The organism is Streptomyces sp. NPDC005863, assembly GCF_042871345.1.
Classification (GTDB): domain Bacteria; phylum Actinomycetota; class Actinomycetes; order Streptomycetales; family Streptomycetaceae; genus Streptomyces.
In genome coordinates, this window is sequence record NZ_JBIAII010000010.1 from 121861 (window position 1) to 145150 (window position 23290).

The window sequence follows — 23290 nt, forward strand, 5'->3', positions numbered from 1 at the left end:
ACGGGCGTTGTGGCCGAGGAGGCGGCCGCCTACGGTGCCCGGTGTGCGAGGACGGACGAGCGTGGACGGTGAGTTCGAGGAGTGCGGGGCGGGGGACGGCTGGGCCGCAGTGGTCCGTGGCGCCGCATCCCTGCTGCGGCGCCACGGTCGGCTGGCGGTCACCGGCCCCTGGGGTGCGGGCAAGAGCACGCTGCTGGAGGCGCTGGCCGAGCGGTCACCCGTCCAGGAGGGGGTAACGCCGCGTCGTTGCCTGTGGGTGACCGCCCAGGAAGGCGACGCCGACGTCCGCTACGGCGCGCTGGTCCAACTGCTCAGCGCGGCCGAGGCGAACGGGTGCGAGGGTGGGACGCCACCGAGCCCGCAGGACCGTGCCAGTGCCAGTGCCAGTGCCAGTGCCGGTGCCGGTGACCCGGAGCTGGAGGTCGCCCCGCCCGGTGGAAACTCCGGGAGCCGCCGCCCCCCGACGACCGCCGCCGCTCAGCTCCTGCGACACATCGAGGCACCCTCTCCCGCACACCGACTTGCGCTGCGGCTGGCCCTGACACGGATGTTCAGCGAAGGGCCACCGCTGCTCCTCGTGATCGACGGCGCGCAGTGGCTGGACCCCGACAGCGCGGATCTCATCGGCTACGCGCTCCGCACGGTTCCCCCGGCGCAGCTGGGGGCACTGGTCGCCGAACGCACCAGCGGGCGCCCGCCCGTCGCGGCCGCACTGCTCGGCGGGCATCCGGCGGTGTTCCCCGTACCGCCCGCGGACCTGACCGAGACGGCCGCGACCTGCGCGCGTATCGGGTTGCCCGTACGGTGGGCGGCGGCCGTCCACCGGCACTGCGGGGGTCACCGGGCGCTGCTCGACGCATGGGTCCGACACGGTTCCGCTCGTGCGCCGACGCCCGGCGCGACGGCTGCCCCCGCCGTACCGTCCGGCATGACGGTCGGCCTCTCGCCCGCTCCGCCCCGCCAGGTGCGCGAGCTCGCCGCCGCGTGGCTCGCCTCCGTCCCGTCGGACGTCGTCGAAACCCTTCAGGTCGCCGCTCTGGCCGGCACCTGCGACGTGGACCTGTTGCGCCACAGCGGTCGACGTCGGGCCGAAGACCACCTCTCCCACGCGTTCGACGCCGGGCTGCTCCTCGCCGACCAGGACCGGGACCGGGGCCAAGGTCAGGGCCAGGCCCAGGCCCACGGAGCCCCGTACCGATTCGCCGCCACCGCCCTGGCCGACGCCGCGGCCGCCACCGTGTCCCGCGACCGTCGTACCGCCATCCACCGCGCACTCGCGGCCTGCTCGCACGGCCCCGTCGCTCGGGCTCTGCACGCCGCCCTGGCCCAGGAGACACCGGACCCGGTCGTCGCCGAGGAGACCGCGTATGCCGCGACCCTGGCGCGCGCCGCGGGTGAACGTCCACGCGCCGCACAGCTGTTGCTCCTTGCCGCCCGCCTCACCCCGGCCGACCGGCCCCGGCTGCGCCTGGAGCGGTTCGCCGCGGCCGCGGAACAGGCGGCGGCCGCCGGGTCCGCCGCCCTCACCCGGCGTGCGGCGGACCGGATCATGGCGGAGCACGGCACCCGCGCCCAGCGGGTGCACGCCCTGCTGGCCGTCGTCGACGCGACAGGTCAGGACACGGCCGGCGCCCGCCCCCTGCTCGCCACCGCCCGCAGGATCGCCGCGGACGACCCGGAACTGCTCGCCGCCGTCGAACTCCGTGCCGCCGTGCAGGCGAACATCTCCGGCGAGGACCACGCCGGCGCCCTGCACCACGCCGAAGCCGCCGCCGCCCTCGCCGTACGCGCACGCAACTCACCATTGGAAGCGGCCGCGTTGACGATGACCGCCCGGATGCGGCGCGTACTCGGCCGCGTCGACGCCGCCGCGACCGTACTGGATCGGGCGCTGTCCCTGGCCGTACCGCCGGCGCGGCTCGGGGTGCGGAACAGCCCGCAGTACCTCGCCGCCCGCCACGCCGTGTTCGACGCCCGGCCTGCCGAAGCCCGTGCCCTGCTGCTCCAACTCCTGCCCGTCGCCGAGGAGTCGGGGGAGCCGGAGGACCTGGTCGACCTCTGGCGGAGTCTCGCCGAGGTGGACGCGGGCCGCGGTGCCTGCGGTGACGCCCTGCGCTGGGCGGACCGTGCCGTCGACCTCACCGCGGCCGCCGGCCTGTCACCCGGCCCCGCCTGGTACACCGCCGCCCTGGCCCAGGCCTGCGGCGGACGGCACGATCGCGCGCTGCACTTCGCCGCGCACGCCGTACGCGCGTCCCGGGAAGAGGAGGACGCGCTGCACACGGCGCGCGGCCTGTGGGTGCTCGGGGCGACGCTCCTGCACACCGGACGCGTCGAGAGCGCTGCCGCGGCGCTCGCGGAGGTCGCCGAGCTGGAGTCCCGGTCCGGGGCCGCCGACCCGACCGTACTCCGCTGGCAGGGCGACGCGGTCGAGGCGTTCGCCCTCAGCGGGCGCACGCGGGAGGCACAGGGACTGCTGGAAACCATGCAGGAGCGCGTCGGACCGCATCCCGCGCACGCCGCGTTGCGCGCCGCGCTCACCCGGGCCCGCGCACTCCGCCACCACCTCGGCGGCACCGGCGACGAGGCCGCCGAGCTCCTGACGGATGCGGCGGAGGTCTTCGCCCGGCTCGGCCTGCCGGTAGAGGAGGGCCGCACCCATCTGCTGCGCGGCCGGGTCGAGCGGCGCCGTCGCCGGGCCGCCGGGGCCCGCGCCGCGTGGGAGACGGCCCGGTCGCTCTTCGCGGACGCCGAGGCACACCCGTGGAGCGTGCTCGCCGAGGACCACCTGTCCCATCTGACAGGCCGCGCGCCGGGGCAGCTCCTGACCGAGCACGAGCTGCGGCTCGCCGAACTCGTGCGGACGGGTGCGACCAACCAGGAGGCGGCGCAGCAGATGTTCATCTCGGTCAAGACCGTGGAGACGGTCCTGAGCCGCGTCTACCGCAAGCTCGGCATCCGCTCCCGCACCCAGCTCGCCGCCGCGCTCACCGCCTGACCGGCCTCCGCGACACCCGCGCGTCAGCTCGGGGCCGGCCGCCACGCGGCCTCCGCCGCCTCGACGGTCGGGTGGGTGGGGAAGACCTCGTCCAGCCCCGCGATGCGGAACACGCGGGTGACCCGCGCGGGGACCGCCGCCAGGACTATGGCCGCGCTCGTGGCGAGCGCGTAGTTGCGGGCGGCGAGGAAGACCGTGATCCCCGTGGAGTCGCAGAAGGTGAGCCGGCCGAGGTCGAGGACGAGTTGCTGGCCGGGCCGCAGTTCGAGTCCGCGAAGCGCGACATGGACCTCGGGGGCGGTGCGATGGTCCAGTTCCCCGGTCAGCTCTATGACCGCTCCGGCCGGACCGACGAGCGTACGGATCGTCAGGAGTTGGGTCACTGCTGCTCTTCACTGGTGGGTCGGGGGACGTTGATGGCCAGAACGGCGGTGTCGTCGTCCACGCCGGTGCCGAACGTGTCGAGCAGCTCGCGGATCGCGGCGATGGTGTCCGCGGCCGTGGTGGGCGCCAGCTCGCGTGCGAAGTTGAGCAGGGCCTCGTCGCCGTAGCGGTCGTTGGCGCCGGTGCTCGCGGTGTGGGCCTCGGTGAGCCCGTCGGTGTGCAGCAGCAGGGTGTCGCCGGGTTCCAGGCGGATCGTCGTGGTGGCGATGTGCGCGTTGGGCAGCACGCCGATCAGCTGGCCGCCGGGCGTCGGTACGTAGTCGGCGGTGCCGTCGGCCCGCATCAGCACCGAAGAGGGGTGGCCGCCGCCGGCCAGCGTCACCCGGAAACCGCCGTCGTCGCCCTCGGGCGTCATCAGGCCGAAGATGACGGTGCAGAACCGGGGGTCGGTGCCGTTGTACTCGTGGTTGAGCACGGTGTTGAGGTTCTTCAGGACCGCCACGGGATCCGGGTCGTAGACGGCGGCGGCACGCAGGGTGTAGCGGGCGAGGGAGGTGATGGCCGCGGCGGCGGCGCCCTTGCCGCAGACGTCGCCGAGGAAGAGCCCCCAAGCGCCCGAGCCCAGCGGGAAGAGGTCGTAGAAGTCGCCGCCGACCTCGTCGGTGGACGCGATGTGGTAGTGCGCGGCCACGTTCAGACCGGGCACGCTCGCCAGCGTCGGCGGCAGCAGCGTCTGCTGCAGGGTGGCGTTGAGCCGTTGCAGACGCTCCCGCTCCCGCTCGGCCTCCTGGCGGGCGCGCAGCAGCTCCTTCTCGTACGCGCGACGGTCACGGGCGTCGAAGAGGGTGGTGCGGATCAGCAGCGGCTGACCGTCGCTGCCGGTCTTCACCACCGAGGTGACGAGGACCGGCAGGCGGGTGCCGTCGGCGGCCTTGAGCTCCAGGGCGATGCCGCTGATCTCCCCCTGCATGCGCAGCAGCGGGGCGAAGTGCGTCTCGTGGTAGAGCCGGCCGCCGACGGTCAGCAGGTCCGAGAAGTGCCTGCTGCCCACCAGGTCGCCGCGCTCGTAGCCGAGCCAGTCCAGCAGGGTGGCGTTGACCTTGGCGATCCGGCCGTCGAGGAGCGTGGAGAGATACCCGCACGGGGCGTGCTCGTACAGGTCCTCCGCACTGTCCTCGAGCAGTGCGGAGAACTGCGCGCGCTCCTCGGCCGAGCCGGAGCCGAGGCCGGGTTCGTGGTCCCCGTCCCCGCAGCCCCGGCCGTTGCCGTGCTCGCCGTTGTCGGTCTTGCACATCATCTGAGGGCACCCGCGAACGCGGCGATGGCTGAGGCGGTCTCCTCGGGGGCGGCCAGCTGCGGGCAGTGCCCCGTCGCCTTCAGCGTCACGAACTCACTGCCCGCGATCTGCTGGTGCACGAACGCGCCCACCTCGGGCGGGGCGATCGCGTCGTGGGAGCACTGGGCGACCAAGGTGGGCACGCCCACGCGCGCGAGGTCCTCGCGGTTGTCGGACAGGAACGTCACCCGGGCGAAGACGCGGGCGATCTCCGGGTCGGTGCGGCAGAAGCTGTTCGTCAGCTCCTCGCCCAGCTCGGGCCGGTCCGGGTTGCCCATGATGACCGGCGCCATGGCACCCGACCACCCCAGGTAGTTCGCCTCCAGCGACTCAAGCAGCTCCTCGATGTCCTCGGCACTGAACCCGCCGCGGTAGCCCGTACTCGGGTCGTCGATGAAGCAGGGCGACGGGGCGAGCAGTACGAGACCGGCGAACGCGTCCGGCTCCCGCGCCGCGGCGAGCACGCCCACCGTCGCGCTCACCGAGTGCCCGACGAAGGTGACAGGCCCGAGCGCCAGCTCGCGGCAGATGTCCAGGACGTCGTCGACATAGCCGTCGAGGGACGAGTACCGCTCCTTGCTCCAGGCCGAAAGGTCCGAGCGCCCCGCGCCCACGTGGTCGAAGAGGACGACGGTGAAATCGCGCTCCAGCACCGGAAGGACCAGCCGCCACATGTTCTGGTCGCACCCGAACCCGTGCGCCAGCATCAGCACCGGCCCGGCGGGTCGGCCGGTCACCGTTACGTGGTTCCTGCTCCGTACATCCATGGGGCACATCCTTTCAGACGGACAAGCTGAGGGCGTCCTCCGGGCGGGCCCCCTGCGAACGGCCTCCTTCCCCTTAATTTCAGCAGATGGCGGGCGCATCTTTGTTCAGAGGGGTAGCCCCTACGGGATGGAGCCGGGCGATCACCGCGCCCAGGCCAGCCGCAGCGGTTCGCGGGGGTCCTCGCACACCTCCCACGCGCGGTCGATGACCATCGTCGACCGGCTCCGGGTGTCGTACGCGGCCCAGCCGGGGTCGCCGGTGCGGGCGAAGCGGATCCAGGCGGCCCGCATGTGTGCGGCCAGACCGGCCGGCGGGTCCCCGGGGCCGTGCAGCGCGCCGGGACCGCGCAGGGGAGCGGGATCGGCGCCGAACACGAAGGGGAGCTCCGTCGTGTGGGCGGCGCCGAGCTCCCCGCCCAAGGCGCGCGAGCGCCACGCGAACAGATAGCTGTACGTGCCACCGGCGGACCCGTCGGCGTGCGCGTCGGCCAGGGCCCAGCTGCCCGCGCCGAACAGCGCGTCCCCCAGGACGGCCGACCGCAGCCGCCCCGGCGCCGCCCCCGGGTACGCCGCGCGGTACGCCTCCAGGAGGACATCCGGCGCCGGGTGCGATGCCTCGGCGACGGCCCGGACGTCCGCGTTCGTGGACGTGGCGTGGGCGCCCGAGGGCACCAGGTAGAGGTTGCCTTCTTCCGCGTTGGTGCCGACGAGGAGGTCCACGTCGGCCCCGGCCCCGGCGGCGACGGCGTCGGCGGGCTGCCGGTCGGCGACCACGCTGAAGGGACTGAGCCGAACGAGGGGGTCGAAGGCGTCGGCGGTCCGCAGATCGATCCCGCCGAGCCCGGCGGCGGCTTCGACCAGCCGCTCGTCGGAGACGGGAGCGAACGCGTCGGCGTGCGGCGCGACCCCCAGCGCGGCCGAGACCGCCTCCCGCACCCGCCCGGCCTGCTGCGGCGTGAACGCACCCAGGCCGCTGCCGCTCTGGACGATGGCGCGCCGCACCAGACCCCGGCTCTCCGGCGCGGCGACCGCTGCCGCCGTCAGCGTGGCCCCGGCCGACTGCCCGAACAACGTGACCCGCCCCGGATCGCCTCCGAAGGCCGCGACGTTCTCCCGCACCCAACGCAGGGCGGCGAGCACGTCCAGGAGCCCGCGGTTGCGGGGCGCGCCGGGGAGATCGAGGAACCCGGCGATGCCCAGGCGGTAGTTCACCGTCACCAGGACGACTCCGTCGCGGGCGAAACCCGCGCCGTCGTACAGGCTCGCCCGGGTCGAGCCCGCCACGAACCCACCGCCGTGGACGAAGACCATGACCGGCAGGCCCGCACCGGCGGGCTCGGGCGCCCACACGTCGAGGGTGAGGTAGTCCTCCGCGTCCCCCTCCCGGAAGCCCTGCCCCCTTGAACCCGGCCCCCGGAAGCCCTCCCCGCGGACCCAACCAGGCCCGAAGTAGGGCGACATGTCGATGGCCCCGAGATCGCGGCCGGCCTGGGGCGCGGTGGGGCCCGGCACCGTCGCGTCCCGCACGCCGGCCCAGGGCGTGTGCGGCCGGGGCGCGGCGAAGCGGGCGGCGCCGGCCGGGGGAGCGGCGTACGGGATCCCGCGGAACACCTCGTAACCCTCCCCACGTGCGCCGACCACCGCTCCCTGGGCGGTGCGCACGATCCGTGTCTCCGCGCCTTCGCGCCACCGGGCGTCGCTCATGCGCCGGCCTCCTCTCGGGTGTACGGGGTGTGTGGGGTGTACGGGGTGAAGGGGGCCCATCCCTTGATGGCGAAGGTGCCGCCCGAGCGCTCGACCTCGGCCGCGCCGTGGCCGCCCAGATGCGCGGGTACGACGAGGGCGTTGTGGTCGGCGGCCCAGCCGAGCACCCGGCGGCGCGTGGCGCGGGCCTCGACGGGGTCCTCGCAGAAGCAGCTGTTGTGGTCCGGAGCGATGATCTGCGCCGGGCTGTGGAGCAGATCCCCGACGAACACCGCGCGGTCCGTGCCGCTGTCGAGGGTGAGGACACTGGAACCGGGGGTGTGGCCGGGGGCCGCCTCCAGGACCAGGTTGGCGTCGATCCGGTGCCGCCCCTCCCAGAGCCTGACCAGGCCGGCCCGGTGGACGGGGGCGACGCTGTCCTCGAAGACGTTCTGGTTGCCGCGCCCGAGCAGGGTCCGGTGACCGTTCTCCGGATTCCAGAAGACGAAGTCGGCCCCCGGCATCAGGTACGTGGCGTTGGGGAAGGTCGGGACCCAGTCCCTGCCGTCCAGGCGGGTGTTCCAGCCGACGTGGTCGACGTGCAGATGCGTGTTGACCACCACGTCGACGTCCTCCGGAGCGACGCCTGCGCGCGCCAACTCGCCCAGGAAATCGCTGTTCAGGTGGCTCCACACCGGCGAGTAGGGGCGCTCCTTGTGGTTGCCGGCGCCGGTGTCGACGAGGATGGTCCTGCCCTCGCTGCGCAGCAGCCAGCTCTGCACCGCCGAGTTGACGACGTTCGTGCGCGGGTCGAGGAAGTCGGGTGTGTGCCAGGCGGTGTTCTCCCAGGCGCCGGGCGGGCCGGTCGGCAGGAACGCGTCGGGGGTCATGCCGACGGGCCCGTAGTACTCCTTGATCCGCGTGACGGTTACCGCGCCGAGTTCGATCGTCTCCACGGGGAGGCCTTGCCTCACGCGAAGGTCTTGCTTCTCGGGAAGTCCTTGTTCTGCGGGGAGTTCTTGTTCCATCGGTGCTCCATGGCGTCGTGGTGCCGCCGCCGTACGGTCGGGCGTCGGCGTTGGATCACCACGGTCGCCGGGCCCGCGCGGGGCAACCAGACCCGCCGCTGCCTATCCCGGACAGGGGCAGGCTGTCGGGCACGGTCCGGCGGCAGACTGGGGGCATGAGAGAGCGAGGCCGACTCGGCGACTTCCTGCACGCGCGACGCTCACAGCTGCGCCCCTCGGACGTCGGCCTGAAGGACTACGGCGACCGGCGGCGCGTCAGCGGCCTGCGCAGGGAGGAGATCGCACTGCTCGCCGGGGTCAGCCCCTCGTACTACACGCGGTTGGAACAAGGGCACTCGACCGGCGCCTCCCCCCAGATCCTGGACGCCGTCGCCTCGGCCCTGCGCCTGGACGGGGCGGAGCGCACGCACCTCCACGACCTCGCCGACGCGGGACGGCGCCGCACGCCGGCCCGCCGTCCTCGGCCCGAGCACGTGGGAGCCGCCACCCTGGACCTGCTGCACAGCCTCGACGGCGTGCCCGCCCTGGTCACCGGCCGCCGCGCCGACGTGCTCGCCTGGAACGGCCTCGGCCACGCCCTGTTCGCGTCGCACGTCGACCCCGCGGGCCCGCGGCGGGCGGCCGAGCGTCCCAACCTCGCCCGCATGCTCTTCCTCGATCCGCACACACGTGAGCTGTACATCGACTGGCGGGTGAAGGCCGCGGCGATGGTCGAGAACCTGCGCATGGTCGCGGGCCGGCACCCCGACGACGCACTGCTCTCCGCCCTCATCGGCGAACTCGCCGTGAAGAGCCCCGAGTTCGCCGCCATGTGGTCCGGCCACGGGGTGCGCCCCTGCCATCTGGCACGGCACGAGATGCGTCACCCGCTGGTCGGCACGCTCACCGTCACCCACCAGAGCCTCGGGCTGCCCGAGTCCGAGGACCAGCACGTGGTCCTGGCCGTCGCCGAGGCAGGCTCGCCGTCGCAGGCGGCCCTGACCCTCCTGGCCCAGGCCACGGTGGCGGACCGCGCGGTGGGCGACGGGGCGGACGACGGGGCGGGCCTCCGGGCGGGCCGGGCCTGACCCGGACGAAAGACCGGTGTGACACGCGAGCCTGTGCCCGATCATGGGTGGATGACCGCCTTCTACCACGTGTGCTTCGTCGTTCCCGACCTCGAGCGGGCCATGCAGGACTTCCGGCGCTCCGCCGGCGTCGAGTGGAGCGCCCCGCACTCGGACCGCCTCGGCGCATGGGACTACCGCATCGTCTTCAGCGCGGGTGGCCCGCCGTTCATCGAACTCATCGAGGGTCCCGCGGGCAGCCCCTGGGACGCATCGCAAGGAGCACGCTTCGATCACATCGGCTTCTGGTCCGAGGACGTCCGGCAGGGTTCGAGGCGTCTGGAGCACGAGGGCATGCCCACCGACTTCACCGGTTGCCCGTACGGCCGCCCCTTCGCCTACCACCAGATGGACAGCATCGGTGCCCGCATCGAACTCGTCGACGTCGGACGGCAGGCCGCGTTCCTCGACCGGTGGCACCCGGGCGGAGATCCGATGCCTGCCGTGGCCGAAGACGCGCGCCCGCCTCAAGAGGGGTGAAGCGGCACCACCATGACCGAATCGGTCGACAACACCTGTGACCGCACGCAATCATGGAGTGACCACAGGTGAGGCCCGTACGTCGATCGGTCGCACCGCGAGGGGGCCCCAGTGGAACCATCGGAAGCAGACATCGCCCTCGACCGCGATGTGTTCATGCGGAGCCTGATCCGTGAACTGGCGAGAGTGCTGGAGGACGTGGTCGGCCTGGAGGAAGCGGCCGGATACGTCAGCCTCGTCAGCCAGACCCTCGGCGCCGACATCAACCGCCAGTACGCCAAGGCGCTTTCGGCCGACCGGCTCGACCTCGGGCAGGTGGCCAAGGTCATGGTCGACCTCAAGAGGCGCCTGGGCGGCGACTTCTTCGTCATCGAGGAGAACGAACAGCGGATCGTCCTGGGCAACCGCGTCTGCCCGTTCGGCGAGAAGGTCGTCGGCCGGCCCTCGATGTGCATGATGACGTCGAACCTCTTCGGGACCATCGCCTCGGAGAACCTCGGCTACGCGCGCGTGGAGCTGGACAAGACCATCGCCCGCTGGGACGTGGGCTGCCGCGTCGTCGTGCATCTGCGGCCGCCGTGCGAGGCGGACCAGAGCACCGGACGCGAGTACTACGGCGACATCCTGTGATCCATGACGAGACGCTGGCCCTGTTCCGCAAGATCACCGGACTGCTCACCGAACCGGTGCTGCTCGTCGCCGCCGACACCCGGGTGCTGGCCGCGAATCCGGCGGCCGTGCGGCTGCTGCCGGGCGTCGAGGACGGTCTGTCCCTGAGCGCCATGGTCTCCGAGACCGCCGACGACGTCGCCTCGTTCGTCCGCCAATGGCTGCGCACCGGCCACCCCACGCCCGCCGGCCTCACCCTGCACGGGTACGACGGGTCGCGGGTGCGGTGCCGTTGCTTCGGCGCCCGGGCGCAGTGGCTCGCCACCCCCACCGTCCACCTGCGCGCCGTCCGCATCGACCCCGGCGACCGGTTCCTCACCCTGAAGGAGCGGGTCGCCGCCCTGGACCGGGAGCGCACGCTCCGCTTCCGCGCCACGGAGGACCGCATCGCGCTCACCGCGGCGCTGGACGCCGCCCGCGCCGGACTCGACCAGATGCATGCCCTCGTCGTGACGCTCAGAGCGGCCGCCACGGCGGCCGACGTCGTCCGGATCGTCGCCGACCGCGTCCCCGCGATCCTCGACTGCGCGCGAGCCGACCTGTACCTCACGGCCGTACCGCCTGCCCCCACCCGCCTGCACATCCCCGTGCCGCCGCACGCCTCGCTCGTCCTCACCGCGGACACCCCGCCCCCGCCGGACCACCTGGAGTCGGTGACGACACTGATCGCGGGGGCGCTCAACTCCCGTACCTGAAGCGGCGCGACAGCCGGCCCGGGTCGGCGTACCCCGCTGCGCATGCGTACACGCGTCCGCGTCATAGTCGCCGGGAAGTCGCCGGGGGCATACGAAGGTCCGCAGTGCGCCCCTGTCCAAAGCGCCCTGCGGACCTCGTCCCCGTCAGCGAGTGCCGACCGCCGCTCGCACGGCCCGGCGGGCCAGCTGGCAGTCGTCGTGCAGCCGCCTCAGAAGCAGCCGTTGTTCCTCGCCGGACGGCGCGGCACCGGGGTGGGCCTGGGCCGATGCCGTCGGGGTCGCGTCGTGCATCGAACGCTGCACGGCGGTTTCGTACGTACGGATCTCGCGGGTCAGCACCAGCATCAGGTTCACCAGGAACGCGTCGCGCGCCGCGGTGCCCGTGGCCTGCGCCAGCTGGCTGATCTCGCGCCGGGCCATCGGGGCGTCACCGAGGACCGCCCACAGCGTCGCCAGGTCGTACCCCGGCAGGTACCAGCCGGCGTGCTCCCAGTCGACCAGGACGGGGCCGGTCGGGGAGAGCAGGATGTTCGACAGCAGGGCGTCGCCGTGGCAGAACTGCCACATGGACTGGGGGCCCTGGCCCTGGTGCCCGACCGAGTGCGCGATGCCGTGCAGCAGCTTCTGCAGGTCACCCATGTCGCGGTCGGTCAGCAGGCCCAGCTCATGGAAGCGGGAGATCCGCTTGCCGTAGTCCAGCGGCCTGCCGAACATCTCGGCCGGCGGGCGCCACTGGTTGAGGCGGCAGACCGAACCGAGCGCCGCTCGGATGTCGGCACGGGGCGGTGACTCGATCGGGTGGCGCAGCAGCGCCGCCACCCGCCCGGGCATCCGCTCGATCACCAGCGTGCAGTCGTCGGGGTCGGCGGCGATGAGCCGCGGAGCCCGGACCGGCGGGCGGTGCCTGACGAACGAGCGGTAGGCCGCTATCTCGTGCCTGATCCGCTCGGCCCACACCGGTGAGTGGTCGAGCAGACACTTGGCGACGGCGGTACCGCGCCCCGCCGTGCCGACGAGCAACACCGTGCGCCCGCTGCGGCGGAGTACCTGCACGGGGTTGAACTCCGGGCAGATGCGGTGCACCGAGGCGATCGCGGTGCGCAGTTGCGCCCCCTGGGGGCCTGACAAGTCGAGTCTCCCGCTGAGCGGTTGCGTGCCGGTACCCGGCATGCGGGGCGTGCGGCCCACGCCCAGCGGTGCGCCGACGGCGCGCACCGGTTCCAGGTAGGGGCCGCTCCCCGACGAGGGGGGGATCTCGCGGCTCCGGTGGACCGGGGGGCGCGGGCGCAGCGGCCGGGGCGGGGCGGACACGGAGGACGATGCTGCGTACATGGGCGATACAGATCCCTTCGTGTGCCTGTGAGTTGCGTGCGCCTCCCGGCCCGGCCGCTTCGGGTGCACCCTGGGGAGTGCCGTACGGCGGTCGGGTCGGGGTGGCGCATTCCTACCTGACACCCGTCGTCCCCTGGCACACCATCTGGCGCACCCTGGCGAACCCTGGCGAATAGTCGCTCAGCAACTGACAGAGGGTTACTGTCAACTCAGCCGAGAACCTGGGGGCTTGACGTGAACGGACAACCCAACACCCGCCTTTCGGACCTGTTCGGCCTGGCCGGCTGGTCCAAGGGTGAGCTCGCGAGACTGGTGAACCGGCAGGCGGCGGCCATGGGCCACCCCCAGCTGGCCACGGACACCTCGCGGGTGCGGCGGTGGATCGACATGGGAGAGATCCCGCGCGATCCGGTGCCGCGGGTGCTGGCTGTTCTCTTCACCGAGCGTCTCGGCCGTGTCGTGACCACTGAGGATCTAGGCATGGTCCGGCACGGGCGCGCAGGGAAACGGCGTGGCGACGGGAGTGTGGAGCACCCCGACGGCGTGCCGTGGGCGCCCGAGCGGACGGCCGCGGTCCTCACCGAATTCACGGGAATGGACCTCATGCTCAACCGACGCGGCTTGGTGGGCGCGGGCGCTGCGCTTGCCGCAGGCTCCGCACTCAGCAGCGCCATGCACGACTGGCTGCACACCGACCCGGCCTTCGCGGCCGACGCCCCCCACATCGACGATCCCCTGCACGCCGACCCCGCCGGGTTCGACCGTTACGAGGCCGCCCCCATCGGGTCCCAGGAGATCGAGGAACTGGAGCGCTCGGTCGAAGTGTTCCGCGCGTGGGACGCGGCCCGCGGCGGCGGGCTGCAGCGCAAGGCCGTGGTGGGCCAGCTCAACGAAGTGGGCGGCATGCTCGCCTACCGGCACCCCGACCATCTGCAGCGGCGCCTGTGGGGCGTCGCCGCCAACCTCGCCGTGCTCGCCGGCTGGATGTCGCACGACGTCGGGCTTGAGCCCACGGCGCAGAAGTACTTCGTCATCGCGGCGCACGCGGCCCGCGAGGGCGGCGACCGTCCGCGTGCCGGGGAGGCGCTGTCCCGCGCCGCGCGCCAGATGGTGCACCTCGGCAAGCCGGACGACGCCCTGGACCTGATGAAGCTCGCCAGGTCCGGCGCCGGCGAGGAGGCGCTGCCCCGCACGCAGGCGATGCTGTACACCATCGAGGCCTGGGCGCAGGCGTCCATGGGGCGCGGTCAGGCGATGCGGCGCACGCTCGGCATCGCCGAGGACCTCTTCGTGTCCGACAAGGGGGATGTGCCACCGCCGAGTTGGATGCAGATGTTCGACGAGGCGGATCTGCACGGCATGCAGGCCCTGGCGTACCGCACCCTCGCCGACCACGAGGCGTCCGCGGCGGGCGTCGCCCAGCGGCACGCCAAGGAGGCGATCGAGCTCCGGGCGAAGAACCGTGACCGGTCGCAGATCTTCGACTACATCTCCCTCGCCTCGGCCTGCTTCATCGCCGACGACCCCGAACAGGCCGATCGGTACGCGCGGTTGGCCCTGGTGTCGATGCGCGCCAACTCCTCGCAGCGCACCTGGGACCGACTGCGGGAGATGTACCGGCTGACGGCGCAGTACGGCGGCTATCCGAAGATCCAGGACCTGCGGGAGGAGATCAAGCTCGCGCTGCCGAGGGCGGCCAGGGGGGCGGGGAGGACGGCGAGGGCGTAGCGGGTACGGAGACGGCTCAGATCCGTACGACCAGCAGGCACGCGTCGTCCTCGCGCGGAGCGACGTCGAACTCCTCGACGATGGTGCGCACACAGTCCTGTGCGGTACGCGCCTCGGTGAGGCGGGACGCGAGGGAGAGCAGCAGCCCCGTCGCGGTGACCCTGTCGTGCCGTGGCACCAGGCCGTCGGTGTGCAGCAACAACAGGTCGCCTGGCCGTAGTTGCTCTTCGGTCTGCTCGTACGTCGCCCCCGAGGTGGCGCCGAGAAGGACGCCCTGCGGGGGTGTCAGGGCACGTCCTGTCCCGTCGCGGAACAGCAGTGGGGTGGGGTGGCCGGCCTGCGCCCAGGTGAGGAGGTGGGTGGCGGGGTCGTAGCGACAGCAGACGGCGCTGCCGAGGGCGGGCTGGACCGTCGCGTCCAGCAACTGGTTCAGCCAGCCCATGAGTTGGCCCGGCGCGGCACCGGCGACCGCCATGCCGCGCAACGCGCCGAGCAGCATCGCCATGTCCGAGGTGACCGAGACGCCATGCCCGGTGAGGTCGCCGACGCTCAACAGGGCGGTGCCGTCGGGGAGTTCCATCGCGTCGTACCAGTCGCCTCCGATGAGGGAGCTGGTCGAGGAGGGGAGGTAGTGCGCGGCGAGATCGAGCCGTCCGGGGCCGCCGTGCGGGAACCGCAGGGAGTCGCGCCAGGGCGGCAGGACCGCCTCCTGCAGCTCGACCGCGAGGCGGTGCTCGGTCTGTGCGACGTCGTGCCGGCGTTGCAGGGAGTCGCGGCTCTCGCGCAGCACGCGCTGGCTGCGGCGTAACTCGCTGACGTCCCGGACCACCGCCCACATGGAGGCGGTGGAGCCGTCCGGGGCGAGCACCGGCTCACCCATCATGTGCACCTGGCGCAGCCGGCCGTCGGAGCGCTTGATCCGGAACTCGCCGTCGATGGGCTTTCCGTCGATGAGGCAGTCCGTGACCATCGTGGTGAGCCGCGGCTGGTCCTCGGCGTGCACCAGGGAGGGGAGTTCGTCCAGGGAGAGCGGGGGAGCGGCCGGGTCGTGGCCGAGGATGTGGTAGAGCTCGCCGGACCAACTGGCCTCGTCGGTCAGGAGGTTCCACTCGGCGCTGCCCACCCGGCTCAGGAGCGATCCGTGGTGCGGATCGGCGTCCTCCGCGGCGGCCGGGACCGCGGGCTCCCCACCCGCCCGCGGCGGGCCGTCCCGCAGCTGCGCCAGATGATCGTCGAGGTCGTTGAGCTGATGCACCGCCAGGTCGCACAGGGCCCGCTGCCAGCGTCCCTCGAGGTCCCCGCGGCCGGCCTCGGCCACGGCGTCGCGCCGCACGGCGTCGACCTCGCCGCGCAGCCGGCGCGTCTGCGAGATCAGCGCGTCGACCGTGCCGCGCTCGGGCGGCTGGGCGGCTGCGTGGTCCGCGAAGACATGGGACGGCATGAGGTGCTCCGGTGAAGGTGCGGTGCGACCGACTTGACGGGTGGTGGACCGCTAACGACTTTCGCACAGCGGGGGATGGCCCGTAAGGGATTTGGCAACACACGATGCGGTGGTGCTTCTGACATATGCCTTTGTCCTACGGGTACGTGGCCGATGCAGCAGAGCCCCTAGCCCGTACGGATCGCGGCCTCGATGTGGGCCAGCTGGGCCGCCAGGATCTCGTCGAACGCGGCGCGGCGATCCGCGCCGAGCGGGCGGACGTCCCGGGCGAAGTGTGCCAGGGCGGGGAAGCGTTCGGGGTCGGCGCCGAGCACCGTGACGCGGAACAGTTCCATGCCCTGTTCGTACTCCTCCGCGCCGAGGGCGCCGACTCCGGCCTCCGCGGCGACCAGCGCGGCGAGGAGGACCGCGAGCCGGTGGTAGCGGACCGGGACCTCCTCGTCGGGCAGCCCCGACGTGCGCAGGGCCTGCAGAATCTCCTCCACGACCAGTCGGGACCCGGCACCGCCCGAGGCGTACCGCCCCCACACCGCGGCGAGCTGGGGCTGCTGCCCGAAGGCCTCCCGCACGCGCAGGGCCACGGCGGTGATGCGCTGCTTCCAGTCACCCTCCGCGCGGTAGCCGTCCATCGACGTCAGGAGGGTGCGGTCGGCGACCGCGCGCAGCAGCTCCGTCTTGCTGCGGAAGTGCCGGTAGAGGCTGGAGGAGTCGGTCCCCAGGGTCGCGGCGAGCTTGCGCACGCTGAACGACTCCGTGTCGCTCGTGCGCAGCAACTCCACCGCCGCGTCCAGGATTTCCTCGGTCGTCCAGCGCCTTCGACCTGCCATTTCGCCCCTCTCGTCGCGCTCAGTCTAACCCATGCACGCGCTGTGCGCGCGGCATGCACTTGGCGTTGCACGCACCGCGTGCATAATGGGACATGAGCGTGCCGAGCGACCCGGCAACAGGCGGGCCGACGCGCCGCGCGTGCCCTGTCAACCCGCTCGGGCGGCCGATACGGAGCCCGGCCCGAGCACTGCGAAAGGACACCTGTCGTGAGGAACTCACTGGATTGCGCGGCGCTCGACGCCGCCATGGAAGACGTCCACCGCGCCGGAATGCCGGGCCTGTTCGCCGAGGTGCGGGCCGACGACGAGGTCTGGCGAGGCGCCGTCGGAGTCGCCGATCTCGGCACCGGCCGCCCGGTCACCGCCGACCTTCGGCACCGGGTCGGCAGCATCACCAAAACGTTCACCGCCGCGGCGGTTCTGCAGCAGGTCGAGAGCGGTCTGATCGGGCTCGACGCGCCGATCGGTCGGTACCTCCCGCAGCTTGTCCCCGGCGAACGCGGTGCCGCGATCACGGTCCGGATGCTCATCAACCACACGAGCGGCCTCGCCGAGTACCTCCCGTACGCGTACCCCTCCCTGAAGACGTTCCCCGACCCCGCGGGCACCCGGCCGCAGAGCCTGGACGACCACCGGCACACCCGGTTCGACCCCGTCGAGCTGATCGAGATGGGCGTCACCGCGCCGGCCGTCGGCGTCCCGGGCGGCGCTCCGGGGGTGTACTCCAACACCAACTACCTGCTCCTGGGCCAGCTGTTGGAACAGGTGACCGGCGCCTCGGCCGAGCAGTGCATCACCCGGCACGTCATCGAGCGCGCCGGCCTCCGGGACACCGAACTCCCCGCCGGGGCGTACGTCGACGGGCCGCACTCGCGCCTCTACGAGTCATGGTTCGGCATGATCGACCCGCCGCGCGACTACAGCGTCTACGACATGTCGTTCGTGGGCCCGTCGGCCGCGCTGATATCGACCGTCGCCGACCTCAACCGCTTCTACGCCATGCTGCTCGCCGGAGAGATCGTCGGGCCGTCGTCGCTGGAGCAGATGCAACGCACCACCCGGGTCGTCTCCCAGGAGGGGAAGACGATCGACTACGGCCTCGGCCTGCACCCGATGGAGGGCCCCGGGGAGGGCGTCTTCTGGGGCCATGGCGGCACGGTCTGGGGCGGTGGAGCGCTGGCCATGACCCGCGCCGACGGCAGGCGGCAGATGGCGGTCGCGGTGAATCTGCAGCGGTGGAGCAGGCTCGATTCCTCGGGCAGGCCGCAGCCCCACCCCATCGACGCCGCGCTCGCGGCTCTCTTCCGCGTGGCGATGTACGGCTGACCGGAGCCTTTGTTCGCGTCCGCCGCTCAGGACCGCAGATGGCGGATGACCGCGAGGACACGGCGGTTGTGGTCGTGCGAGGCGGGCAGACCGAGCTTGCCGAAGACGGCGGCGACGTGCTTCTCGACCGTTCCCGGCGAGACGAAGAGCGCCCGGGCGATGGCCGCGTTCGACCGGCCCTCGGCCATGAGCGAGAGCACCTCGCGTTCGCGCTCGGTGAGCGGCTCCCGTTCGGCCGCGCGGTGACCCGCACCTGCGAGCTGCGTGACCACCTCCGGATCGAGCGCGGTACCGCCCGCCGCCACCCGCTCGAGTGCGTCCGTGAACTCCGCGATGTTCGCCACCCGGTCCTTGAGCAGATACCCGACGCCCGCGGAGCCGGCCGCGAGCAGCCGGGTGGCGTACTTCGTCTCGACGTACTGGGAGAAGAGCAGCACACCGGTGCCGGGGTGCGCGGCGCGGAGGTCGATGGCCGCGCGCAGGCCCTCGTCGGTGTGGGTCGGCGGCATCCGGATGTCGACCACCGTGACGTCCGGCCGGTGCGCGGCGACCGCCTCGCGCAGGGCGTCCGCGTCGCCGACGGCGGCACAGATCTCGTGGCCCCGCTCGGTGAGCATCTGGGCCAGCAACTCCCGCAGTACGGCGGCGTCCTCAGCGATCACGACACGCATGTCGGCACCCTCTCACGCGCGCAGCGGCAGCTCGACGGTGATCGCCGTCGGGCCGCCCTCGGGGCTGCGGATGTCGAGGCGCCCGTCGACCGTACGGACGCGCTGCGCGAGCCCGGTCAGACCGCTGCCCGCCCCGAGGGCGGCCCCGCCGCGCCCGTCGTCCGTGACCCGGAGCAGCAGCAGCCCGTCCCGCTGGGTCACGCCGATCGTGGCTTGCCGCGCCCCGCTGTGCTTGATGACGTTGGTGAGCAGTTCCGCGGCGCAGAAGTACGCGATGGTCTCGATCGCCGGCGTCGGGCGGTGCGGCACGTCCGCCGAGAGCTCGACCGGCACCGTGCTGCGGCCGGCGAGCGTGGCGAGGGCGTCGGGAAGGCCCTCGTCGAGGGCGGGCGGGTGGATGCCGCGCGCCAGGTCGCGGAGTTCGGTGAGCGCCTCGGTGGCGTTCTGGTGCGCGCCGGCGACGAGTTGCCGTAGGCGGCCGGTGTCCAGCGGCTTCCCGTCGGCCTCGGCGTCGAGGCGCTCCCTGATCATGTCCAGGCCCATGGCGACGGCGACCAGACGGACCTGGGCGCCGTCGTGCAGATCGCGCTCGACCCGGCGCAGCAGGGCGACCGAGTCGTCGACGGCGAGGGCGCGGGTCTCCTCCAGGTCGCGTACGCGGTCGGCCAGCCGTTCGGGCCCGAGCAGCGCCCTGATGAGCCGGCGGTCGCCCTCGACGACGAGGCGCGTCACCCACGGCGCGCACGCCAGGGTGGCGACGCCGATCAGGACGGCGAGCCACGTCCCGGCGAAGGTGTCGGCGTCGAGGCCGCCGAAGGGGACCGGCGTGAGCACCGGCATGCCCTCCGGGTCACCGGCGGTGGGCCGCTGGCCGAAGACCCCCCACCGCAGCGGCGCGGTGAGGTTGACCAGGCCGGTGACCCACCACAGGACGGCGTACGCGCCCAGGGCGCCCACCGGCAGCTTCGTGAGGACGTAGGCGGCCGCCCGCCAGCCGCCGCCGTCCCGCAGCGGCGCGTCGAGCCGGCCCACGAAGCCGCTGCCCGACGGCGCGGGCGGTGGCGTGGGGGCCCGCTCGCCGAGCAGCGCGGCGGCGAGCCCGCGGTGGGCGCCGCCGAGCGCGCGGGCGAGCCGGAGCCCGGCGACGAGGAACAGGGCGCCCACCACGGCGAGCACGAGGGAGACGGTGAGCCCGGCCCCGAGGGCCAGCACCACGGCGAGGACGACCCCGCCCGCGAGGCCGAGCGGGAACCCGATCAGGCAGTACGCCGCCTCGGCCCAGGCTCGCCGGGTGAAGGGGGCGCGGGCGACCTCCGTCGCGGCCCGGTGCAGGTGGGCGACCGAGTGGTCCGTCGAGCGGCCGCCCGGGCGGCGGCCCCGGTGGTGTCCCGGGCTTCCGTCCGGCCGGTCGGTCTCTTGCACGTGCATGGTGTCAGTGTCCTTCACGCGTCCGTGTCAGGGTTTCTCACGCGTCCCTGTCAGGGTTCCTCACGCATCCCTGCGGGCCAGCAGCCGCTCGCCCGCCACGAGTGCCGCGACGGTGTACAGGCAGAGCAGGGCGAAGCCCGTCCACGGTGCGAAGACCCCCGACACCGGCTTGGCGACGGCGAGGGAGTTGGCGGCGATGATGGTCGGGAAGAACTTCGCGACCGTCGTCCCGGAGACCCCGCCGATCACCGCGGGCAGCACGAACGTGACCCCCACGAGCACGGCCACGGCGCCCGCGGTGTGCCGGGTGATGGCGCCGACACCGATGCCGATGAGCCCGATCATCGCCAGATACGCGCCGGACATCAGCACCGCGCGCAGTACTTCCGCGTCCCCGAGCGAGGGTCGGGGCACCCCGGAGCCGAGCGCGGCGCGGCCCGCGAGGAACGTCACGAAGCTGACCACTTCGCCGACGGCCAGCGAAATCCCGCCGTACACCGCCGACTTGGCCCCGAGGACCAGACGCCGGTCGGGGATCGCGGCGAGCGTGGCGCGGATCGTGCCCGAGGCGTACTCGCCGGTGACGACCAGGACGCCGAGGACGCCGATCACGAGCTGTCCGACGGCCACCCCGGCGAGGACGTTGTTCGTGGCGTCGAAGGCGGCGGCCTTGTCCGCGCTGGGCGCCTTGGTGTTGGCCATCGTCACCACACCGACGGCGACCATGGCGACGACCACGAGCAGGAGCGACCAAAGGGTGGACCGCAGACTCCGGAGCTTGATCCACTCCATGCGGGCGGCGTGCCGGAAGCGGTAGTGCCCGCCCGGGATCCGTGCGTCGCGCCGCCAAGTGGGGGACGACATGGCCGTACTCATCGGGAGACCTCTTTCGCGGGGAAGCTCGCGGGGAAGCTCGGGGGGACGTTCGCGCAGTGACTCACGGACGCGGCGGTCAGGGCGAAGAAGGACTCCTCCAAGGACTGCCCGCGGGAGGTCAGTTCGCGTACAGAGGTGTCGGCGAGCAGCCTGCCCTGCCCGATGACCAGCAAGTGGTCGGCGGTGAGCGCCATTTCGCCGATCAGATGGCTGGAGAGCAGGACGGTACGGCCCTCGGCCGCCAGGGACTTCATCAACTCCCTGATCCAGCGCACCCCTTCGGGGTCGAGCCCGTTGACCGGCTCGTCGAAGAGCAGCACCTCCGGATCGCCGAGCAGCGCGCCGGCGATGCCGAGCCGCTGCGCCATCCCCAGCGAGTACGTGCCCGCCCGGCGCCCCGCGACATCGCCCAGGCCGACGAGACCGAGGACCTCGTCGACGCGGGAGCGCGGCACCCCGCCGGCGGCGGCGAGCATCGTCAGATGCTGGACCGCGGTGCGCCCGGGGTGGAAGGTGCGAGCCTCCAGGAGCGCCCCGACCTCGCGTGCCGGCCAGCGCAGCTCGCCGTACGGCACCCCGTGGATGTGGGCGTGCCCGGCGTCCGGCCGGTCCAGGCCCATGATCATGCGCATGGTGGTCGACTTTCCCGACCCGTTCGGGCCGAGGAAACCGGTCACGGCTCCCGGCAGTACGCCGAAACTCACCGCGTCGACGGCAACGTTCGGCCCGTACCGCTTGGTGAGACTCTGGGCCTCGATCATCACAACTCCCTGCCGTGTCCCGGACGTGCTCACTGCACCTCACGCCTCACGCTAGGTCGGCGGGGGGCCGCCCGGAACGCAGCTTTCCTCCGTCTGTCCTGGGGGTTTTCCCCCAGGGGGCGGCGGCACGCTGCGGCGTCCTGGTGACGGTCTTCTCCTGGTAGCGGTATTCCTCCCGCGCGGGTGGCTCGATTTCACCCTTGGGTAAAGTGAGGAGAACGTGAAGAATTCGTGACCCTCAGCTTCTGGATGCGGCGGGATGCTTCTGGACGCGGCGGGTGGCCGGTGCGGTCTGCTCCGCGCGGCGGCGTCCATGACCACGGGCCGCGCTCCGGCCCACTGCCCCCAGCGGGGGCCGGAGCGCTCCGGGGCCGGTCGTACGCCTCAGCCCGCCGCACGGCGCACGAGCTCGGCGATCCGCGTCTCCACCTCCGGTGTCACCTCGGCGAGGGCGTAACCGGCCGCCCACATGGGGCCGTCGTCCAGCTTCGCCAGATCGCTGAAGCCGAGGGTCGCGTAACGCGCCTTGAACTTCTCCGCGCTCTGGAAGAAGCAGACGACCTTGCCGTCGAGGGCATAGGCGGGCATCCCGTACCAGAGCCTCGGCGCGAGGGCCGGGGCGTTGGCCGTGATGACGGCGTGGACGCGCTCGGCCATGACGCGGTCCGGCTCCGGCATGGCGGCGATCTTTGTGAGGACGTCCCGTACGGCCTCCGCCGCCTTCTCCGCGGCCGAGGTGCGACGGGCCGCCTTCTTGAGCTCCTGGGCGTGGTCCTTCATCGCGGCCCGCTCCTCGGCCGTGAATCCTTCGTGCTTGACGCTGTCGGTGCTGGTCATGCCGGTGCTGGTCATGTCGGGGTTGCTCCTTAGGGATGGGGGTTGTGGTGTCAGACCAAGTCGTGGTGTCAGAACAGCCAGCGGCCGTCGCGCATCAGGTCGCGGCCCCGCAGCTCGTTCGCCTCTCGCCAGGCCTGGATGAGGACGGGGGTGACGCGGAACCAGCGGTACGACGTGGTCAAGGCGCGCGGGTCGAAGTGCGTGCGGGCGACGAAGCGGTCGGTGACGGGGCGCGGGAGCTCGTCGACGGCGAAGGATGCGACGCCGCCCTCGATCACGGTGACGTCGCGGGTGCCGCCGAGGGCGAGCCGGGCGGTCCGGGTCGCGGCCAGGTTCCGGCCGGTGGGGCTGTCCGCGGGGGTGGCCATGAGGAGCGTCTCGCCGTCCCAGTCGAAGGACAGCGGCACCAGATACGGCACGCCGTCAGCCGAGGCGGTGGCCACCCAGACGTCGACGTCGTGGGTCAGCCGTTGCTCGGTGTCGCGACGGCGTTGGGCCGGGGAGCGGGGGGCCGCGCTCACCGGTCCTCCAGGAGGCCGAGCAGGTTGCCGTCGGGGTCGATGAGGGTGGCCACCAGGCGGCCGCCGCCGACGTCGCCCGGAGCGTCCTTCACGGTGGCGCCCGCGGCCGTCAGCTCGGCGACCTTGGCCTCGATGTCCCGCACGTGCCAGTACGCCAACGGCGAGGTCAGTCCCTGCGGCCCACCGCCCGGCAGGAGACCGACGTGCTGGCCGTCGTGCCGGCCGACGGTGTCGAAGCCGACGTAGTAGGGGTCGTCGATTTGCGGGGCGGTACCGAGCAGCGCGGTGTAGACGGCCTTCGCCTGGGCGAGGTCGGACACGGGGAGCAGCAAGGTCCTGAGGTCCGGGGTGTCCGGCATGTCCGAGGTGTCGGAGGAGGGGCTGAGGGGGCTGGGC

At 72.9% G+C, this 23290-nt stretch carries 21 protein-coding genes and 1 pseudogene; 7 read left to right on the forward strand and 15 right to left on the reverse strand.

Annotated elements, in window-relative coordinates; genetic code table 11:
- Positions 1-43: 43 nt before the first annotated feature.
- Positions 44-2998: a LuxR family transcriptional regulator gene (locus tag ACFYO9_RS29675; protein WP_358776347.1), complete on the forward strand. Its 2955-nt coding sequence runs from the start codon at positions 44-46 to the stop codon at positions 2996-2998.
- 23 nt (positions 2999-3021) lie between these two features.
- On the opposite strand, the gene ACFYO9_RS29680 is transcribed toward ACFYO9_RS29675, so the two are convergent.
- The 5 genes from ACFYO9_RS29680 to ACFYO9_RS29700 all read right to left on the reverse strand — a co-directional run bounded on the left by ACFYO9_RS29680 (position 3022) and on the right by ACFYO9_RS29700 (position 8124).
- Positions 3022-3381 (reverse strand): STAS domain-containing protein, encoded by a 360-nt coding sequence (locus ACFYO9_RS29680; protein ID WP_358776349.1) that lies wholly within the window; start codon positions 3379-3381, stop codon positions 3022-3024.
- Positions 3378-4676 carry a SpoIIE family protein phosphatase gene (locus tag ACFYO9_RS29685; RefSeq protein WP_355815818.1) on the reverse strand — a complete coding sequence of 433 codons (1299 nt, stop codon included), beginning with the start codon at positions 4674-4676 and terminating at the stop codon, positions 3378-3380. The genes ACFYO9_RS29680 and ACFYO9_RS29685 overlap by 4 nt, the downstream gene beginning before the upstream one ends.
- Positions 4676-5485: an alpha/beta hydrolase gene (locus tag ACFYO9_RS29690; protein WP_358776351.1), complete on the reverse strand. Its 810-nt coding sequence runs from the start codon at positions 5483-5485 to the stop codon at positions 4676-4678. The genes ACFYO9_RS29685 and ACFYO9_RS29690 overlap by 1 nt, the downstream gene beginning before the upstream one ends.
- A 141-nt stretch (positions 5486-5626) precedes the next feature.
- A complete protein-coding gene (locus tag ACFYO9_RS29695) occupies positions 5627-7189 on the reverse strand; it encodes a carboxylesterase family protein (RefSeq protein ID WP_358776353.1) in 1563 nt (520 codons plus the stop codon).
- On the reverse strand, positions 7186-8124 hold the full coding sequence (locus ACFYO9_RS29700) for an MBL fold metallo-hydrolase (RefSeq protein ID WP_358776355.1): 939 nt from the start codon (positions 8122-8124) through the stop codon (positions 7186-7188). Before ACFYO9_RS29700 ends, ACFYO9_RS29695 begins: the two co-directional genes overlap by 4 nt.
- Positions 8125-8351: 227 nt before the next feature.
- Between ACFYO9_RS29700 and ACFYO9_RS29705 the strand changes: the two genes are divergently transcribed.
- The 4 genes from ACFYO9_RS29705 to ACFYO9_RS29720 all read left to right on the forward strand — a co-directional run bounded on the left by ACFYO9_RS29705 (position 8352) and on the right by ACFYO9_RS29720 (position 11146).
- Positions 8352-9263, forward strand: a complete 912-nt coding sequence (locus ACFYO9_RS29705) for a helix-turn-helix transcriptional regulator (RefSeq protein WP_358776356.1) — start codon at positions 8352-8354, stop codon at positions 9261-9263.
- 51 nt (positions 9264-9314) lie between these two features.
- Entirely contained in the window at positions 9315-9782 is a 468-nt protein-coding gene (locus ACFYO9_RS29710; protein ID WP_358708186.1) for a VOC family protein, read from the forward strand.
- Positions 9783-9893: 111 nt separating this feature from the next.
- Positions 9894-10412: a methanogen output domain 1-containing protein gene (locus ACFYO9_RS29715; protein WP_355815730.1), complete on the forward strand. Its 519-nt coding sequence runs from the start codon at positions 9894-9896 to the stop codon at positions 10410-10412.
- Positions 10409-11146 (forward strand): hypothetical protein, encoded by a 738-nt coding sequence (locus ACFYO9_RS29720; RefSeq protein ID WP_358776358.1) that lies wholly within the window; start codon positions 10409-10411, stop codon positions 11144-11146. The genes ACFYO9_RS29715 and ACFYO9_RS29720 overlap by 4 nt, the downstream gene beginning before the upstream one ends.
- 144 nt (positions 11147-11290) lie before the next feature.
- Here the strand turns inward: ACFYO9_RS29720 and ACFYO9_RS29725 are convergent, their stop codons facing one another.
- A complete protein-coding gene (locus ACFYO9_RS29725; RefSeq protein ID WP_358776360.1) occupies positions 11291-12478 on the reverse strand; it encodes an aminoglycoside phosphotransferase family protein in 1188 nt (395 codons plus the stop codon).
- A gap of 234 nt (positions 12479-12712) precedes the next feature.
- On the opposite strand from ACFYO9_RS29725, the gene ACFYO9_RS29730 reads away from it, so the two are divergent.
- Positions 12713-14206, forward strand: a complete 1494-nt coding sequence (locus ACFYO9_RS29730) for a hypothetical protein (RefSeq protein WP_355815721.1) — start codon at positions 12713-12715, stop codon at positions 14204-14206.
- Positions 14207-14222: 16 nt separating this feature from the next.
- On the opposite strand, the gene ACFYO9_RS29735 is transcribed toward ACFYO9_RS29730, so the two are convergent.
- Complete coding sequence (locus ACFYO9_RS29735; RefSeq protein ID WP_355815718.1) at positions 14223-15647, reverse strand: SpoIIE family protein phosphatase; 1425 nt, start codon at positions 15645-15647, stop codon at positions 14223-14225.
- Positions 15648-15814: 167 nt separating this feature from the next.
- On the reverse strand, positions 15815-16474 hold the full coding sequence (locus tag ACFYO9_RS29740; protein WP_358776363.1) for a helix-turn-helix domain-containing protein: 660 nt from the start codon (positions 16472-16474) through the stop codon (positions 15815-15817).
- 246 nt (positions 16475-16720) lie between these two features.
- On the opposite strand from ACFYO9_RS29740, the gene ACFYO9_RS29745 reads away from it, so the two are divergent.
- Positions 16721-17800: a serine hydrolase domain-containing protein gene (locus ACFYO9_RS29745; RefSeq protein WP_388666721.1), complete on the forward strand. Its 1080-nt coding sequence runs from the start codon at positions 16721-16723 to the stop codon at positions 17798-17800.
- A gap of 26 nt (positions 17801-17826) precedes the next feature.
- Here the strand turns inward: ACFYO9_RS29745 and ACFYO9_RS29750 are convergent, their stop codons facing one another.
- The 7 genes and pseudogenes from ACFYO9_RS29750 to ACFYO9_RS29780 form a co-directional block, all read right to left on the reverse strand.
- Positions 17827-18471, reverse strand: a complete 645-nt coding sequence (locus ACFYO9_RS29750; RefSeq protein ID WP_358776367.1) for a response regulator transcription factor — start codon at positions 18469-18471, stop codon at positions 17827-17829.
- 12 nt (positions 18472-18483) lie between these two features.
- Positions 18484-19899, reverse strand: coding sequence for a sensor domain-containing protein (locus ACFYO9_RS29755; RefSeq protein ID WP_358776369.1), 1416 nt, complete (start codon positions 19897-19899; stop codon positions 18484-18486).
- 60 nt (positions 19900-19959) lie between these two features.
- On the reverse strand, positions 19960-20763 hold the full coding sequence (locus ACFYO9_RS29760; protein ID WP_358776371.1) for an ABC transporter permease: 804 nt from the start codon (positions 20761-20763) through the stop codon (positions 19960-19962).
- A 125-nt stretch (positions 20764-20888) separates the two neighbouring features.
- A pseudogene (locus tag ACFYO9_RS29765) lies at positions 20889-21536 on the reverse strand (ABC transporter ATP-binding protein); the annotation flags it as partial.
- 384 nt (positions 21537-21920) lie between these two features.
- Complete coding sequence (locus ACFYO9_RS29770) at positions 21921-22373, reverse strand: DUF1801 domain-containing protein (protein WP_358776571.1); 453 nt, start codon at positions 22371-22373, stop codon at positions 21921-21923.
- 68 nt (positions 22374-22441) lie between these two features.
- Positions 22442-22894, reverse strand: coding sequence for a pyridoxamine 5'-phosphate oxidase family protein (locus tag ACFYO9_RS29775; RefSeq protein WP_358776373.1), 453 nt, complete (start codon positions 22892-22894; stop codon positions 22442-22444).
- Positions 22891-23253: a VOC family protein gene (locus ACFYO9_RS29780; protein ID WP_358776572.1), complete on the reverse strand. Its 363-nt coding sequence runs from the start codon at positions 23251-23253 to the stop codon at positions 22891-22893. Before ACFYO9_RS29780 ends, ACFYO9_RS29775 begins: the two co-directional genes overlap by 4 nt.
- Between the last annotated feature and the right edge of the window lie 37 nt (positions 23254-23290).